Source organism: Chryseobacterium sediminis (genome assembly GCF_008386505.1).
GTDB lineage: Bacteria > Bacteroidota > Bacteroidia > Flavobacteriales > Weeksellaceae > Chryseobacterium > Chryseobacterium sediminis.
The window spans coordinates 2,410,298-2,423,724 of sequence record NZ_VUNZ01000001.1; the positions used below are offsets into that span (position 1 = coordinate 2,410,298).

Annotated in this window: 16 protein-coding genes and 1 riboswitch; of the genes, 14 read left to right on the forward strand and 2 right to left on the reverse strand. The window is 35.2% G+C overall.

Features of this window, described 5'->3' with window-relative positions; all coding sequences use genetic code 11:
- The first annotated feature begins 33 nt into the window (after window positions 1-33).
- From FW780_RS10880 to FW780_RS10935, 12 genes are all read left to right on the forward strand, one after another.
- A complete protein-coding gene (locus FW780_RS10880; RefSeq protein ID WP_149833594.1) occupies window positions 34-1,002 on the forward strand; it encodes a hypothetical protein in 969 nt (322 codons plus the stop codon).
- A gap of 83 nt (window positions 1,003-1,085) precedes the next feature.
- Window positions 1,086-1,694 (forward strand): hypothetical protein, encoded by a 609-nt coding sequence (locus FW780_RS10885; protein ID WP_167510677.1) that lies wholly within the window; start codon window positions 1,086-1,088, stop codon window positions 1,692-1,694.
- 78 nt (window positions 1,695-1,772) lie between these two features.
- A complete protein-coding gene (locus tag FW780_RS10890; protein ID WP_149833596.1) occupies window positions 1,773-2,312 on the forward strand; it encodes a dihydrofolate reductase family protein in 540 nt (179 codons plus the stop codon).
- 48 nt (window positions 2,313-2,360) lie between these two features.
- On the forward strand, window positions 2,361-2,882 hold the full coding sequence (locus FW780_RS10895; RefSeq protein ID WP_149833597.1) for a hypothetical protein: 522 nt from the start codon (window positions 2,361-2,363) through the stop codon (window positions 2,880-2,882).
- Window positions 2,860-3,375, forward strand: coding sequence for a hypothetical protein (locus FW780_RS10900; RefSeq protein WP_149833598.1), 516 nt, complete (start codon window positions 2,860-2,862; stop codon window positions 3,373-3,375). The genes FW780_RS10895 and FW780_RS10900 overlap by 23 nt, the downstream gene beginning before the upstream one ends.
- An 83-nt stretch (window positions 3,376-3,458) precedes the next feature.
- Entirely contained in the window at window positions 3,459-3,695 is a 237-nt protein-coding gene (locus FW780_RS10905; protein ID WP_149833599.1) for a hypothetical protein, read from the forward strand.
- Window positions 3,696-3,836: 141 nt separating this feature from the next.
- Window positions 3,837-4,220, forward strand: a complete 384-nt coding sequence (locus tag FW780_RS10910) for a 5-carboxymethyl-2-hydroxymuconate Delta-isomerase (RefSeq protein WP_149833600.1) — start codon at window positions 3,837-3,839, stop codon at window positions 4,218-4,220.
- A 32-nt stretch (window positions 4,221-4,252) separates the two neighbouring features.
- A complete protein-coding gene (locus FW780_RS10915; RefSeq protein ID WP_149833601.1) occupies window positions 4,253-4,756 on the forward strand; it encodes a DinB family protein in 504 nt (167 codons plus the stop codon).
- 401 nt (window positions 4,757-5,157) lie between these two features.
- A complete protein-coding gene (locus tag FW780_RS10920; protein ID WP_149833602.1) occupies window positions 5,158-5,934 on the forward strand; it encodes an alpha/beta fold hydrolase in 777 nt (258 codons plus the stop codon).
- A gap of 10 nt (window positions 5,935-5,944) precedes the next feature.
- A complete protein-coding gene (locus FW780_RS10925) occupies window positions 5,945-6,298 on the forward strand; it encodes a DUF2200 domain-containing protein (protein WP_149833850.1) in 354 nt (117 codons plus the stop codon).
- Between the two features lie 145 nt (window positions 6,299-6,443).
- Window positions 6,444-6,569: riboswitch (FMN riboswitch) on the forward strand.
- Between the two features lie 92 nt (window positions 6,570-6,661).
- Window positions 6,662-7,309, forward strand: coding sequence for a 3,4-dihydroxy-2-butanone-4-phosphate synthase (ribB, locus tag FW780_RS10930; RefSeq protein ID WP_149833603.1), 648 nt, complete (start codon window positions 6,662-6,664; stop codon window positions 7,307-7,309).
- A 136-nt stretch (window positions 7,310-7,445) separates the two neighbouring features.
- Window positions 7,446-8,444, forward strand: a complete 999-nt coding sequence (locus FW780_RS10935; RefSeq protein WP_149833604.1) for a T9SS type A sorting domain-containing protein — start codon at window positions 7,446-7,448, stop codon at window positions 8,442-8,444.
- A 65-nt stretch (window positions 8,445-8,509) separates the two neighbouring features.
- Here the strand turns inward: FW780_RS10935 and FW780_RS10940 are convergent, their stop codons facing one another.
- Complete coding sequence (locus tag FW780_RS10940) at window positions 8,510-10,594, reverse strand: TonB-dependent receptor domain-containing protein (RefSeq protein WP_149833605.1); 2,085 nt, start codon at window positions 10,592-10,594, stop codon at window positions 8,510-8,512.
- Window positions 10,595-10,760: 166 nt separating this feature from the next.
- On the opposite strand from FW780_RS10940, the gene FW780_RS10945 reads away from it, so the two are divergent.
- Window positions 10,761-11,513: a DUF3575 domain-containing protein gene (locus FW780_RS10945; RefSeq protein ID WP_241676887.1), complete on the forward strand. Its 753-nt coding sequence runs from the start codon at window positions 10,761-10,763 to the stop codon at window positions 11,511-11,513.
- Between the two features lie 104 nt (window positions 11,514-11,617).
- The gene (locus FW780_RS10950) at window positions 11,618-12,910 is read left to right on the forward strand and encodes an MFS transporter (RefSeq protein WP_149833607.1); all 1,293 of its coding nucleotides are present in this window, start codon (window positions 11,618-11,620) and stop codon (window positions 12,908-12,910) included.
- A gap of 60 nt (window positions 12,911-12,970) precedes the next feature.
- On the opposite strand, the gene FW780_RS10955 is transcribed toward FW780_RS10950, so the two are convergent.
- On the reverse strand, window positions 12,971-13,186 hold the full coding sequence (locus FW780_RS10955) for a hypothetical protein (protein ID WP_034696179.1): 216 nt from the start codon (window positions 13,184-13,186) through the stop codon (window positions 12,971-12,973).
- Window positions 13,187-13,427: the final 241 nt, after the last annotated feature.

The window sequence follows — 13,427 nt, forward strand, 5'->3', positions numbered from 1 at the left end:
TTTTTGTATTTTGCATCCCACTAAAAACAATACATGAAAATAAAAATCTTCCTGCTTCTTCTACTCATTATCAACACAGTCAAAGCACAAGGCACAGAGAAAATAGCCATTCCGAATAGAGTTGTTTATAATTATGCTGATGATAAAATAAATGAAAAAGCAAAAAAACTACTTACTGAAGGCCTTACAAATACAACCAATTATAATCTGCTGGGTGATAATTTAATTATAGGTCCAACGCTTTGGAAAAGGTTTAAAAATCTTGAAAGTCTAAAAAGCATTCCGGACAGTGTAATTTTTCATATTGACGATATGGAAATAGAAGGAAAAATGTCCAAGACCCTGAAAGACTCCAAAAAGATTTGGGAAGAAGTTAAAAAGGAAGTTTCAGGAAAATATCAGATCCGAAAAGCCAATGAAGATGAATTAAAATATTATTGGTCTACCATTTCATTTGATATTGAAGAACCTTTATTTATACTGCAAACCGAAAACCATCTGTATATTTTAAATTTTCTCAAAAAAAGTATGAAATTATTCTGGCTGGATGAGTTTCCCAATAAAAATGCTTACAACAATCCTATTGACAATGGAACCTATACAACAGATGGAACTTTCAAAACATATAAAAATGGAAATGAAGTTTATATTACCGATAAAGGAAACAAAGAAACCAGCCTCGAGAAAGTAATATTGCTAAGCAGTGATCCTGATTTACAGAACAATTCTTCTGTCGAGGACATGAAATCTGTTATCGAAAAAACGAATAGAATTTTTGAAAGTTTATTTAAAAACTCTAAAAAAGAAGGAAAAATAATGGTTCAGTTTGAGTTGGGAGAAAAGAAAAACGAAATTCAATTTGCCGTTAAGGATGACCTTGACTTAGAACTTATGAAAGAATTTGAAAAACAGGTTAATAAAGAAGAATATCCGCATACAAAGAAAAATACCATAAAATTTCAGTTGATTTATAAGGTTAATTCTTACAATGATACGGAGTAAATTATCTTCAATTTCTGTAATTTAGCCCCAGAAAAACTAATACAAAATTCATGAAACACTCTATTTTATTTTACCTACTTTTTATGTTCAGCATCGCGGCCGGACAGGAAAAAGAATATCAATCTATAAAAAAGGGAGATTTTCCTGAAGGCGTTTATATGACCCTGGAAGATGTTTTGAATAAAAAACCGTCTTCCACCGAAGAAATATATTTCAAAGCCTGTGAAAAATGTGATTCTCTTAATCTACCGGAAAAAGCTTTTTTTTATTTTAAGCAAAAGGATAAAAGGGTTAAGTTCCCGCTGGCTGTTTCGCATAAAGGAGAAATGTATTTTCAGACCTATAGAAAGTATACCAATAGAGACGACAAGGGATATGATCCAGACCAATATTCAAGATTTTGTAAAGTTATCAACTATGGAAGATTCATTTATTTTGAGGAAAATATGAAAGGGCTATGGTCGAAGGCATTCTTAGGCGCATTAAGTCCTCTTACCTACTCCATCAATGGAAAAACTAAAGGAATTGTTTTAGATTTAGAAAATAAAGAATTTAATATTCTCCAAAACTGTGATGATTTGAATGATTTCCTATCAGCCCATAATATTCCTGAAATTCAATGTAACTCAGAAACTTATACTATTGCAGATTTGAGAGCAAAAATTGAAGAAATCAATCTGCCATATCGCTAGCCTACAGCTAGGTTTATATTGACAATATTTTCAAAGCACTTTAGAATAACCAATCCTCCAATCACTTATAAATAAAAAATGAAAAAAATAATATTAGACCTTGCCACAACTTTAGACGGATTTATTGAAGGACCCAATGGAGAAACAGATTGGTGTATCATGGATGATGATATGGATTTTGATGGATTTCTGGAAGGAATAGACACCATTTTTTACGGAAGAGTAAGCTATGATGCATGGGGAAATTATCAGCCGGAAGAAAATGCAGGTCCGGAAGAGCAAAAACTTTGGGAAGCTGTTCATTCAAAAAATAAATTTGTGTTTTCCAGTCAAAACAGAGAAGATGAAAATGCCGTTTTTATCAGTTCTGATATTATAGAAAAAGTTTCCGAAATAAAAAACCAGGGAGGAAAAGACATCTGGCTGTATGGAGGAGCGAGTCTTATCAAAACATTTATCCAACTTAATCTTATTGATACCTACAGAATATCTGTTCATCCCATTGCTTTAGGAAAAGGGAAACCTCTTTTTGAAGATTTAAAGGAAAAATTAAATTTAAAACTAACAGCGACCAACGTTTTTAAATCGGGTGTGGTACAACTTATTTACGAAGCTTAATCTTAAAAATATCTATCAGTTCAAAGTAAATACTTTGAAAAATATAAAATGAAAAAAATCATTGCCATCACCTCCGTTGTCTTAATCCTGACCCTTTATAACTATCCTATTTTTGACGATAAAAAGATCACATTTGCTGTTATTTTTCTGTGCTTTGTTGTTATTGTATTTTCAGTAGCAAAACTCTATTCTGGCGAAAAAGAGGATTACGAAGCTTTTGAAAAAGAAATGGACAGGCTGCATGAAGATAATGGGATATTTGAATATACAAACGATGGGTTTTATTTTAAACAAAAAAATATAACAGAGTTTATAAAATGGGATGAAATTATTTTAATATATTCTTTCCATATTCCATCTCCATTCAGTGAGAGAAAACAATCCGGGCTGGAAATTATTACCGATAGAAAAAGTTATGAATTTGATGATACTGTAACACCCGGAATAGTGAAACTGTCCGATCAGCTTTATGGCAATCTTCCAAACTACACAATGAATTCACCAACAATCAGAGTTAATAACTTTGGCCTTGTGAAAACAAAATTGTATGAAAGAAAACCTCCACAATAATCTATCATTCGTGCCAACCATCATAAGAATAAAAAACAAAACCAATTGGCTGGTCGCATTTATCACGAGTGTTGGCTTACTCATTTTGTTTTGTATAATTCTTATTATCATTTTTACCGGACTTCAGTCTGCAAGTTTTATCACTTTGACGCTTCCTTTTGGCGCTTTCTTTATTCTTATTTTATATATATGGTTGTGGAATAATTTCGGAAAAACAGTTCTTACCATTGACCACGGAAGTCTGACTGTACAATATAAAAATAAATTATTCACAAGTCCTAAAACCTATCTGAAAGAAGAAACAGATCGTATTGAAACGAAAAATTTTGAAGTAGAAAAACATCAATTGGGTGTCCGTTATCATTTTTCTCTAAGTGGTTCAACATATTCTGTTATTCTTATACAAAAAGACACAGAAATACGAATTGTAGACTGGGTCACAAAAGATAAGGCAGATGAAATCGCAGGTGAATTAAAAAGAATGTGGTATTAAAATCCTCCAATCATTCATCATCAAAAATATTTCTACTCCATGTAATATTACCACACTTAAAAGTGTCTTATTTGAAAAAATACATGAAGTCTATTGTAACCTGCCTTATTTTACTGCTTGCAGCCAGCCCTCTTTTTTCTCAAAAATCCGAAACGTTGGAACAATTATTCTCAACGTATGAAAAAGCCGGCCTGTTCAGCGGTTCTATTCTGATTGCTGAAAAAGTTATGGCTATAGAAATGCGCCTAAAAAACGGAGTCTATGACATTGTTCTCAATATGACCAATGCAGTAAAACCACAATTCAGCATTAAAAAATAAGTCCAATGAAACCGTTATTTACGCAGTAAAAAATTCATATTTTTCAACCGCATTGATCCGAGTGCGGTTTTTATTTTGAATATCCGTTGATATTTTTTATTACTTTTATGTCGCACAAAATCAAACCACAAAATATAATCTATGCCTCATTTTATTATAGATTGTTCACAGGATATTCTTCAGCAGAGAACGCCTGAAGAATTAATGGATGCCGTTTATGAAACAGCTGACGCAACAGGTCTGTTTGCTCCTAATGATATCAAAGTGAGGCTTCAGCCCTATCAGTATTACAGATTAGGAACAGACAAGAAAAACTTCCTTCATGTCTTCGGATATATTATGGAAGGCCGTACTACAGAACAAAAAGCCCATCTTTCCAGACAGATCAGCACAAGGCTTTCCGAATTACTTGCTGATATTTCCTTTCTTTCTGTAAATATCAGTGATTTTGAAGCCGCAACCTACAGCAACAAAGCACTTATTAATCCCGAAAATACAGATAAAGACAGACATTTCGGATTATAATCTTCCTATTACACCAACTAAATACTAATATTATGAGCTTAAAAGCATTAGTCAACAAAAGCGTACAGTACAACAATTGGGTAGTCAATAAATATATTGACTGGTTATCCACAAAATCTGACGAACAGCTTAACCAGGAAACAATTTCAAGTTTTCCGACTATCTTAAAAACTTTACACCATATCTGGCAGACCCAGGAATACTGGTGGAGCCACATTTCTGAAAAAAATGATTTTGATTTTACTAAAACTACAGAAACCACAGACAAAGAAGATGTTTTCAATGCTATTAAAAACAATTCACAAAAGCTGGTAGAGTATGTGGAAAGTCTCTCTGAAGAAGATCTTTCAAAGAATGTAAAAATAGAATCTCAATGGTTTCAATGTGATTTTTCAAAATATGAATACATTCAGCACGCCATTCTTCACGGGACTTATCACAGAGGGCAAATCGTAACTATGGGACGAAATATCGGAATAACAGACGCTCCTATGACCGATTTTAACTTCTGGAATATTTATAAGGATAAACAATAATATCATCCATTTTGTGGATAAGTCTGATAAAGAATTTCAGGACTTCAGCACAAACCTAATTAAATTACTGATTTTAAATAATTTAAATTAAAAATAACCAGTTATCCACATCTTAAAAAATTTGTGGATAACTTTTTATGTTTGATTATGTCACTGTGGATAAACTATGGATAAGTTTTCCATTCATTAAAAAAAACACCATAATAACATAAAATTCAACAACTTATATAACAAATTGCTTTTCTGCATATTTCCACAATATAAAATCATGTGGATAAGTTTTGTGGATAACTTATCCACATTTTTAACATGAGTCTTCATTTATACGTCTTTATAATTCTTACATGATTGCTGTGATTTTGTAAATTTGATTTATCATACACCAATACTCACAATTTTAAATGGAAAAATACACAGTATCATCAGACGGTCAGAAAATTCACTACGAAGAATCCGGTAACGGAAATACCACCTTAATCTTTGTCCATGGGTGGCTGGGTAATGCCGAATGGTGGGCAGACCAACAGGAAAGTTTCAAAAATAAATTTCATATTATTCAGATAGATCTTGCGGGACACGGAAAATCAGACACATCCAGAAAGGAATGGAGCAGTACCAGGTATGCCGACGATATCAAAGCTGTAGCTGATGCAACCAGCTCTCAGAACATTATTCTGGTGGGGCATTCTATGTCCGGAGCTTATGTGCTTGAGGCTTCATTGAAAATTCCACAGGTAAAAGCTTTAATTCTCATCGATACACTGAAAAACTTAGATGAATTTTATACTGCAGAGCAGACTGAAGAAGTCTTATCATTGTATAAATCTGATTTTAAACATACTGTGGAAAACCTCCTGCCACAATATCTGTTTGCAGAGCAAACTCCTTATGAGGTAAAAGTGAGATTACAACACGAATTTCTTCAGAATGAACCTGAACTGGCGATCAATGCTCTCAGACCATTGTATAAAACTGATTTCAGAACAATTGCAAAACAAGTTCAGGTACCAGTGATAGCTATCAATTCTGATGCCTCTCCTACCGATCTGGAAACTAACCGTCAATATTTAAAAAATTATGATTATGTTACCATTGAGGAAGTCGGGCATTATCCTATGTTGGAAAAGCCGGATGAATTCAATACGATTCTTGATGGGGTTATCAAAAAATTAATCTAACTACTTAATGATGCAGAATACCAGAATTTTCACAACGGCTTTTGCCAGCATTTACCCGCATTACATTCAAAAAGCAGAAAAAAAGGGGCGTACTAAAGAGGAAGTACATGAAATTATATTCTGGCTCACAGGATATAATGAAAAAAGCCTGCAGGAAATACTAGATCATAAAACTGATTTTAAAACTTTTTTTAATCATGCTCCACAGATAAACCCAAATGTTTCATTAATCAAAGGTGTCATTTGTGGATATCGCGTAGAAGAAATTGAGGATGAACTCATGCGAAATATCCGCTATATGGATAAACTGATTGATGAGCTGGCAAAGGGGAAAAAGATGGAGAAAATTTTGAGAACAGTCTAAAAAACAGAAATCCCTTTTATGATATTATAAATCTTATAAATTTCTTCCCTATTTCAAAAAACTTCCCGAAATTAGCGGTCTGTGCGTTAAATACTATTCAATGAAATAAAAATTTAAATTACAACATACAGCAAAACTTAGAATAAGTTTTCTTCGGGGCAGGGTGAAATTCCCTACCGGCGGTTACAGTCCGCGACTCCTTTCTTATGAAGGGACTGATCTGGTGAAATTCCGGAACCGACAGTTAAAGTCTGGATGGGAGAAGAAAATGAGATGACCAATAAGATTCCTTATGGACTCTTGTTGCGTTGTATTTCATTTCCATGTACCGAAGAGTATTTTAACTTTTAAAAGTAAAATAACATGGAAAAATTATTAGAACAATTCGGAGCTACCTCCAAAGAACGTGTAGAAAAAGCACTTCAAACATTACAAAAGGGAAAAGGTATTCTTTTGGTAGATGATGAAAACCGCGAAAACGAAGGCGATATCATCTTTCCCGCTTCCACTATTACAGAACAGGATATGGCACTTCTGATCCGCGAATGCAGCGGTATCGTCTGCTTATGTATTTCTGAGGAAAAAAGCCGCCACCTCAACCTTCGTCCGATGGTGGAAAACAACAATTCAAAAAATCAAACTGCGTTTACCATTTCCATTGAAGCCAGAGAAGGTGTGGAATCAGGTGTTTCAGCAAGAGATCGTGTAACAACGATCAGAACTGCTGTGGCAGCAGATGCTAAGGCAGAGCATATTGCAAGCCCGGGCCACGTTTTCCCTCTGATTGCTAAAAAAGATGGGGTATTTGAAAGACGCGGTCATACCGAAGGCAGTGTAGATCTTGTAAAAATGGCCAATCTGGGTGACGATGCCGTACTTTGTGAACTGACCAATGAAGACGGTTCTATGGCAAGACTTCCGGAAATTGTAGACTTTGCCATCAAAAAAGGGATGAGCGTCGTGACCATTGAAGATATTTATGCATACCGTAAAATGGTAATAAGCAATTAAACTAAACTTTTTTAACGCACAGAGTCGCCTGCTGATAGGATCAGCAGGCGTTTTTGTTAAAAATTTAATATAAAACGAATAAAATTAACACTTCAATACTATTTTTTAATTATTTTTAACAAAAAAAATTTTGACTATGAAAAAATCTGTACTCTTTTTATTGGGAACATCTGCCATGCTTTCTGCGCAGATCACGCTTACAAAAGCAGCCAATGATCCTATTTCCGGAAACACTGTTAATTATAATATTCCAAATGGAGGTGTAAACAACTCTGCAACCGGGGCTAATGCTACATTTTCAAATGGAGGTCTTACAATGGGAGCAGCATCAGTAACGACTTATTCTACTCCTACTTCTACCGAAATAGCAACTTTTCCAGGTTCCACCATTAAAATGATAGACGGAACAACAACCATTTATTATAAAGCTTCTACCACTAAATTAGAAATTACAGGAATTGTAAATCCACAGCTTACTTTAAACTTCAGTGTGGATAATGGTACTTATAATAATTATCCTACCACTTACGGACCGGCACAAAACGATACAGCCAAAGGAACTTTCTCTTCATCTGTTGCCAACGGACTGTTCAGCGGTACAATGACAGCCCAGGCTGATGCCTACGGAACTCTGATCATAGGTAACCAAACGTACAGTAATGTTCTTAGAGTAAAATATACACAGAACCTTAATTTATATGCATCTTTTGATGTTATTTATGCGAATCCTATTGGGACAGCTACCAATACAGCATATGCTTATTACGATGCCTCTCACAGATATGCACTACTAAATTCCACAATAGGAAATGTGAGTGTACCTTTGTTGAGCATCAACCAGACAGTAGCAACTTCACTGGCTTTAAGTGAAACATTCCTGGCTACAAGCAATGTTGTAAAGAAAGAGAATCTGATTGTTTATCCTAACCCTGCGCAGGATTTTATTGGTTTCAAAGGAAATACTGATAATTATTCCAAAGCCAACATCTATAGCCTGGATGGGAAACTGGTTAAAACTTCCGATGTAAAATCAGGAAACATACAGATCTCAGATCTTCCGCCAGCGTCTTATTTCATTGAGATCAGTGGAAAAAATGCTGCAGACAAAAAGAACACAAAATTCATCAAGAAATAATAAAAAAACAAAATCCCCGCTCCTACAAATGAGCGGGGATTTCTTATTAACATTCAAATTTGCTTTTAAAAGGTAGCTGCAGGAGCTGTTTCGTTATTAAGCTTTCGCTGAATTTCGGTCTTTTTCCCTTTGGAGAAATCACAGCTTAATCCTAATACAAACATGGATTTATTATTCATAATCTGTGTATGAACTTTATAATCTACTAAGCTTTCAGGCAAACTTTTCGTTTTATATTCCGAAGGCATTCCTATCCAGTACATACCTGTGGAAAACGTCCAGTTTTTGTGTTTATAACTTACAAAAATATTATTTTGATTTTCGTTTGTATTGAGGAATGCTCCATTAAGATTATACACCGGAATATTGAACTGATACTGAAGTGAGAAAGATTTATATTCTGAGGAAAGCGAAAAATAATTGCCTAAATAGTCATTCTTAATCAAAGCTCCCGTACTGGTTCTTACGGTTTCAGAAGTAGGTGTTATCACAGCTTTTATCACAAGCAGGCTATTCCCGAAGGGCTTATAAGATCCTGTAAGCTGTACTCCGTACCGTTGTCCGTTTTTCCCGTTTTCATAAGTCAGTGCATAGCCTCCCAATATATCATCCTGAACATAATACTGATTGATCACCCTATTCGTATACCTGTAAAATAAACCTGCATTGAAATCAAAATATTTATTATTAAAAGAATAAGTCAGATTATTAGAAAAGACTTGTTGAGATTCCAAAAAGGGATTTCCTCTTTGGACAATATTTGGAGCCAATTGCACTACATTACTACTCAAAGCATTACTCCATGGGCTTACCGGATTATAACTTGCTGTAAAACGCAGATTCTGATTGTTTTTAAGCTGGTAGGCTAAAATAACCTTCGGAGTAAAAGTCCATTCATCAAAAGTATTCTCTGCACTTTTGTTGTGGATATTCGTAAGACCAGCTCCGATGCGGTAACTGAATTGATTCACCTTTCCTGCAAACTCAGTATAAAAATACTGCTCAAGATAATTAACACTGTATTGAGAATATCCGGCAAGGTTATTCAGATCATTGGAAATAGAAGACCTCGAAATACGATATCCGGATGAAAGTTTTCCTGCTTTAAAATCATGAGTATGGGCAAGCTCTCCTACCAGACTCGTTTGCTTTGCTTTTAAAACCATATCATTATCATATACAGAAAGTCCTGAACCTACAATCCATTCACTGGCAGTTTCTGAGGTATTGGTTGTATAGTGAGAACCTACTACATTAATGCTCAGCTCATCTTTTTCACCAATCTTTTTGGAGTAATAAAGATCCAGCTTAGGAATCACATAATCTGAACCGTTATTTTTAAACATTGCATGTTCTTCCTTCAAATTATCTTCACTAAAGACACTCTGCCCTACTCCTTTTGAAAATCTGCTGAAAATATCCATATTCAATTTGGCCTGAAAAGCATAATCATCAGGAACAAGTCTGGTATAACGCAAAGCAACATTCTGGAAAGTATACCCGAAATGATCTTTCCTGTTTTCATCAGAACGATAATGCTTCCCGTTCAGTTGATAATCATAGAGGCTGTTTACTCTTCGGTCATCATAATCCCTAACGTTCAGAGAATATTCAAGTCCAAAATTATTTTTCCCTTTGGTAAAATCGGCGTAGGCAGAACCATTCACAAATCCTGTATTCAAAGCTGTAGAAACATCAGCCCCGAAAACATATCCTGTTTCTGTGGATCTCGTCAGAATATTAACTACAGTATCTGCTCTTGTTGCCCATCTTGCCGGCGGAATATCATAATACTCAACCTTCACCACCTCACTGGGAGCTACACTTCTGATCTGCATATCTGTAGCTTCAATCCCATTGATCAAAAACAGTGTAGTTCCTCCCTTAGTGCTGGTAATGGTGTTCGCTACCGGATCCAGCTGTAATTCAGGAAGCGTACGAAGCAGATCTTTTGCATAACGGGCTCTTTCCAGCGCTTCTTTATCAAAAGTATAAACCGCTTTATCTGCAAACTGTTTTTTACGCTGTGACTTTAAAATAACTTCCTGAATCTCTTTTGTTACTGCAACATCGGCTGTATCATTTTTCTTCTCCTGGGCAAAAGCAAAAGCTCCGCAAAGAAAGAATATGGTATAAATAGTTTTTTTCATTTCAAAAGATGAATTATACTATTAGGACAATCAATCTCCGATGTGTATTACATTGATCATCGCCAACATTTAAGATTTATCAATAATTTTTCTTTAAATTCTAATTATTATGTTAAATACAGCCCGTTTTTTGCTGATACTTTTTTACATCACAAAATATAAAGTCATGAAAAAAGTATTCATATTAATTCCGTGCTTTCTTTTTTCAGTATTGGAAGCTCAGGAAATTCAAAACAGCTCGGCAGAAAAGCTGAATATCGTCAAGACCAATGTGACAGCCTATGCTTTCAGAAACATTAACCTGTCTTATGAACGGGCTATCAACCAATGGTTTTCAGTAAACATCGGTTTCGGAACAATGCCGGAAGGGAAAGTACCATTCATCAATGCTTTTCTGAAAGATGAAGATGAGAAGAGATTCCAGAATCTTAGGGTAAAAGCCACCAATTTTACCATCGAACCCAGATTTTACATCGGGAAAGGCTATGGAAAAGGATTTTATTTTGCGCCTTACTATCGCTATTCAAGTGTTACTTCCAATACTTTTGATTTTTATTATGATTATAATGGCCCGAATGGAGTTACCTATCAGATTCCCCTTAAAGGCCAGGGAGATACCAATGGAAACAGCGGAGGTCTGATGGTCGGAGTACAATTTTTTCTTACCAGAAGCCAAAACCTTGTCCTGGATTTCTGGATTGCAGGCGCTCATTACGGAAGCGGAAAAGGAGATTTTACCATGACCTCAGATTATGTATTGACTCCTGATATGCAGGCCCAATTAAAAAAAGAAATAGAAAACCTTGACATTCCATTCGTTAATTATACTGTGGAAACCAATGCCAATGGAGCCAAAATAAAAGTTGACGGTCCATGGGCAGGCTTCAGAAGCGGGCTTTCTATCGGGTATCGATTTTAAAAATATACAACTTATGTTAGTAAACCGTTCTTTTTCAGATCGGTTTATTTTTTTTCTGAAATTTGTATCTTGGATGTCAAAAATTTGCTCTGAAATAATAATTTATGAATTCATCCTCTATCACTACCGGTCAAAGAATCAAAGCCATCATAGGCGGATCTATAGGAAATCTTGTAGAATGGTATGACTGGTATGCTTATGCAGCCTTTGCTATTTATTTTTCACATTCCTTTTTCCCGGATTCTGACCTGAATGCACAGTTGATGAATACAGCAGGAATATTTGCGGTAGGTTTTCTGATGCGTCCCATTGGAGGCTGGATATTCGGAAGTATTGCTGACAAGATCGGAAGAAAAAAGGCAATGACACTTTCTGTATTACTGATGTCATTCGGATCTCTGCTCATAGCCCTTACTCCTACCTATAAAACCATTGGAATTCTTGCTCCCGTCTTATTGCTGACTGCCAGATTATTGCAGGGATTGAGTGTAGGAGGAGAATACGGGGTTTCTGCCACTTACCTCAGCGAAATGGCATCGGAAGATAAAAGAGGATTTTATTCGAGCTTTCAGTATGTCACCCTGATCGGAGGTCAGCTGATTGCTTTGGGAATACAATTGATCTTACAGAAACTGCTTTTAACAGAGGCTCAGCTTGAAGAATGGGGTTGGAGAATTCCTTTTGTCATTGGAGCATTACTTTCTGTTATCGCTCTGTATTTAAGAGCCAATCTTCATGAAACCGAAGCATTTGAGAATAAAAAAGAGCTTAGCGAAAAGAAAAAAGGAACGGTAACAGAACTTCTCAAGCATCCAAAAGCTCTGCTTACAGTAATTGGGCTGACATTAGGAGGAACCCTTGCTTTCTACACTTACACCACTTATATGCAAAAATTTTTGGTGAACACCGTTCATTTGACTAAAGAGCAATCTACTCTTATTTCATTTATTTCATTATTTATATTTGCCTGCCTGCAACCTGTTTTCGGAGCATTATCGGATAAAATTGGAAGAAGGCCGCTTCTTTTAGGCTTTGGAATTTTAGGAACGCTTTTTACAGTACCTCTTCTCACTGCTTTAAGTACAACAACTTCAATGTGGACTGCCTTTTTCCTGATTATGGCTTCCCTGATCATTGTCAGCGGATACACTTCCATCAATGCTGTTGTAAAAGCAGAACTTTTTCCTTCTGAGATCAGGGCGCTGGGTGTAGGTCTTCCCTATGCACTGACAGTCGCTATTTTCGGAGGAACTGCAGAATATATTGCTCTATGGTTTAAGCAGGCAGGAGCAGAAAGTTATTTCTACTGGTACATTACCGGATGTATCTTATTTTCCTTGATTGTCTATGCCGGAATGAAGGATACGAAAGACACTTCTACACTTGATAAAGACTAATATTACATAGCTTTATAAAAACCGTGCGCCGCAGATTCTCTGTGGCGCACGGTCTATTTTTTAATGATAGGCTTGTTTAAATTTTTCAATCATACTGTCCAGATTATGACGCTGAACATATATACTTTTTACCTCTTCATACCTCGGCGATTTATAGAAAACTTCGTGGAAATCCATACTTCCGTTTCCTACTTTTACAACTTTCTGTACTTCGATATTCAACTTTCTTAATTCGTCTTTGAAGACTTTAAATTCATCTTGGATACTACTGCTCATTAATATTTTTAGTTTTTTAGTTAAAAATTCCATTTACCCCTTTGAATGTCAGGGGTAATCTCTTAAATTCCGAATAAAGTTAGTAAATTTATCAACACAAAATAACACTTTGATAACATTTTATTGATTTTTTTGAAAACAGTATGTATTTTTTTATCTTATTGATACATATTCCGTATTTTTAAGTCATCAAAAAACCACAACAACGTCATGCAAACCATGAATATTAAAGCATTTTTCT

What these genes read in the sequence shown, in the direction of transcription:
- FW780_RS10940 (WP_149833605.1), bottom strand. Translation starts at nt 10,594, where the DNA reads ATGAAAAAAACTATTTATACCATATTCTTTCTTTGCGGAGCTTTTGCT.
- FW780_RS10945 (WP_241676887.1), top strand. Translation starts at nt 10,761, where the DNA reads ATGAAAAAAGTATTCATATTAATTCCGTGCTTTCTTTTTTCAGTATTG.
- FW780_RS10890 (WP_149833596.1), top strand. Translation starts at nt 1,773, where the DNA reads ATGAAAAAAATAATATTAGACCTTGCCACAACTTTAGACGGATTTATT.
- FW780_RS10910 (WP_149833600.1), top strand. Translation starts at nt 3,837, where the DNA reads ATGCCTCATTTTATTATAGATTGTTCACAGGATATTCTTCAGCAGAGA.
- FW780_RS10920 (WP_149833602.1), top strand. Translation starts at nt 5,158, where the DNA reads ATGGAAAAATACACAGTATCATCAGACGGTCAGAAAATTCACTACGAA.
- FW780_RS10880 (WP_149833594.1), top strand. Translation starts at nt 34, where the DNA reads ATGAAAATAAAAATCTTCCTGCTTCTTCTACTCATTATCAACACAGTC.
- FW780_RS10935 (WP_149833604.1), top strand. Translation starts at nt 7,446, where the DNA reads ATGAAAAAATCTGTACTCTTTTTATTGGGAACATCTGCCATGCTTTCT.
- ribB (WP_149833603.1), top strand. Translation starts at nt 6,662, where the DNA reads ATGGAAAAATTATTAGAACAATTCGGAGCTACCTCCAAAGAACGTGTA.
- FW780_RS10925 (WP_149833850.1), top strand. Translation starts at nt 5,945, where the DNA reads ATGCAGAATACCAGAATTTTCACAACGGCTTTTGCCAGCATTTACCCG.
- FW780_RS10915 (WP_149833601.1), top strand. Translation starts at nt 4,253, where the DNA reads ATGAGCTTAAAAGCATTAGTCAACAAAAGCGTACAGTACAACAATTGG.
- FW780_RS10900 (WP_149833598.1), top strand. Translation starts at nt 2,860, where the DNA reads ATGAAAGAAAACCTCCACAATAATCTATCATTCGTGCCAACCATCATA.
- FW780_RS10950 (WP_149833607.1), top strand. Translation starts at nt 11,618, where the DNA reads ATGAATTCATCCTCTATCACTACCGGTCAAAGAATCAAAGCCATCATA.
- FW780_RS10905 (WP_149833599.1), top strand. Translation starts at nt 3,459, where the DNA reads ATGAAGTCTATTGTAACCTGCCTTATTTTACTGCTTGCAGCCAGCCCT.
- FW780_RS10955 (WP_034696179.1), bottom strand. Translation starts at nt 13,186, where the DNA reads ATGAGCAGTAGTATCCAAGATGAATTTAAAGTCTTCAAAGACGAATTA.
- FW780_RS10885 (WP_167510677.1), top strand. Translation starts at nt 1,086, where the DNA reads ATGTTCAGCATCGCGGCCGGACAGGAAAAAGAATATCAATCTATAAAA.
- FW780_RS10895 (WP_149833597.1), top strand. Translation starts at nt 2,361, where the DNA reads ATGAAAAAAATCATTGCCATCACCTCCGTTGTCTTAATCCTGACCCTT.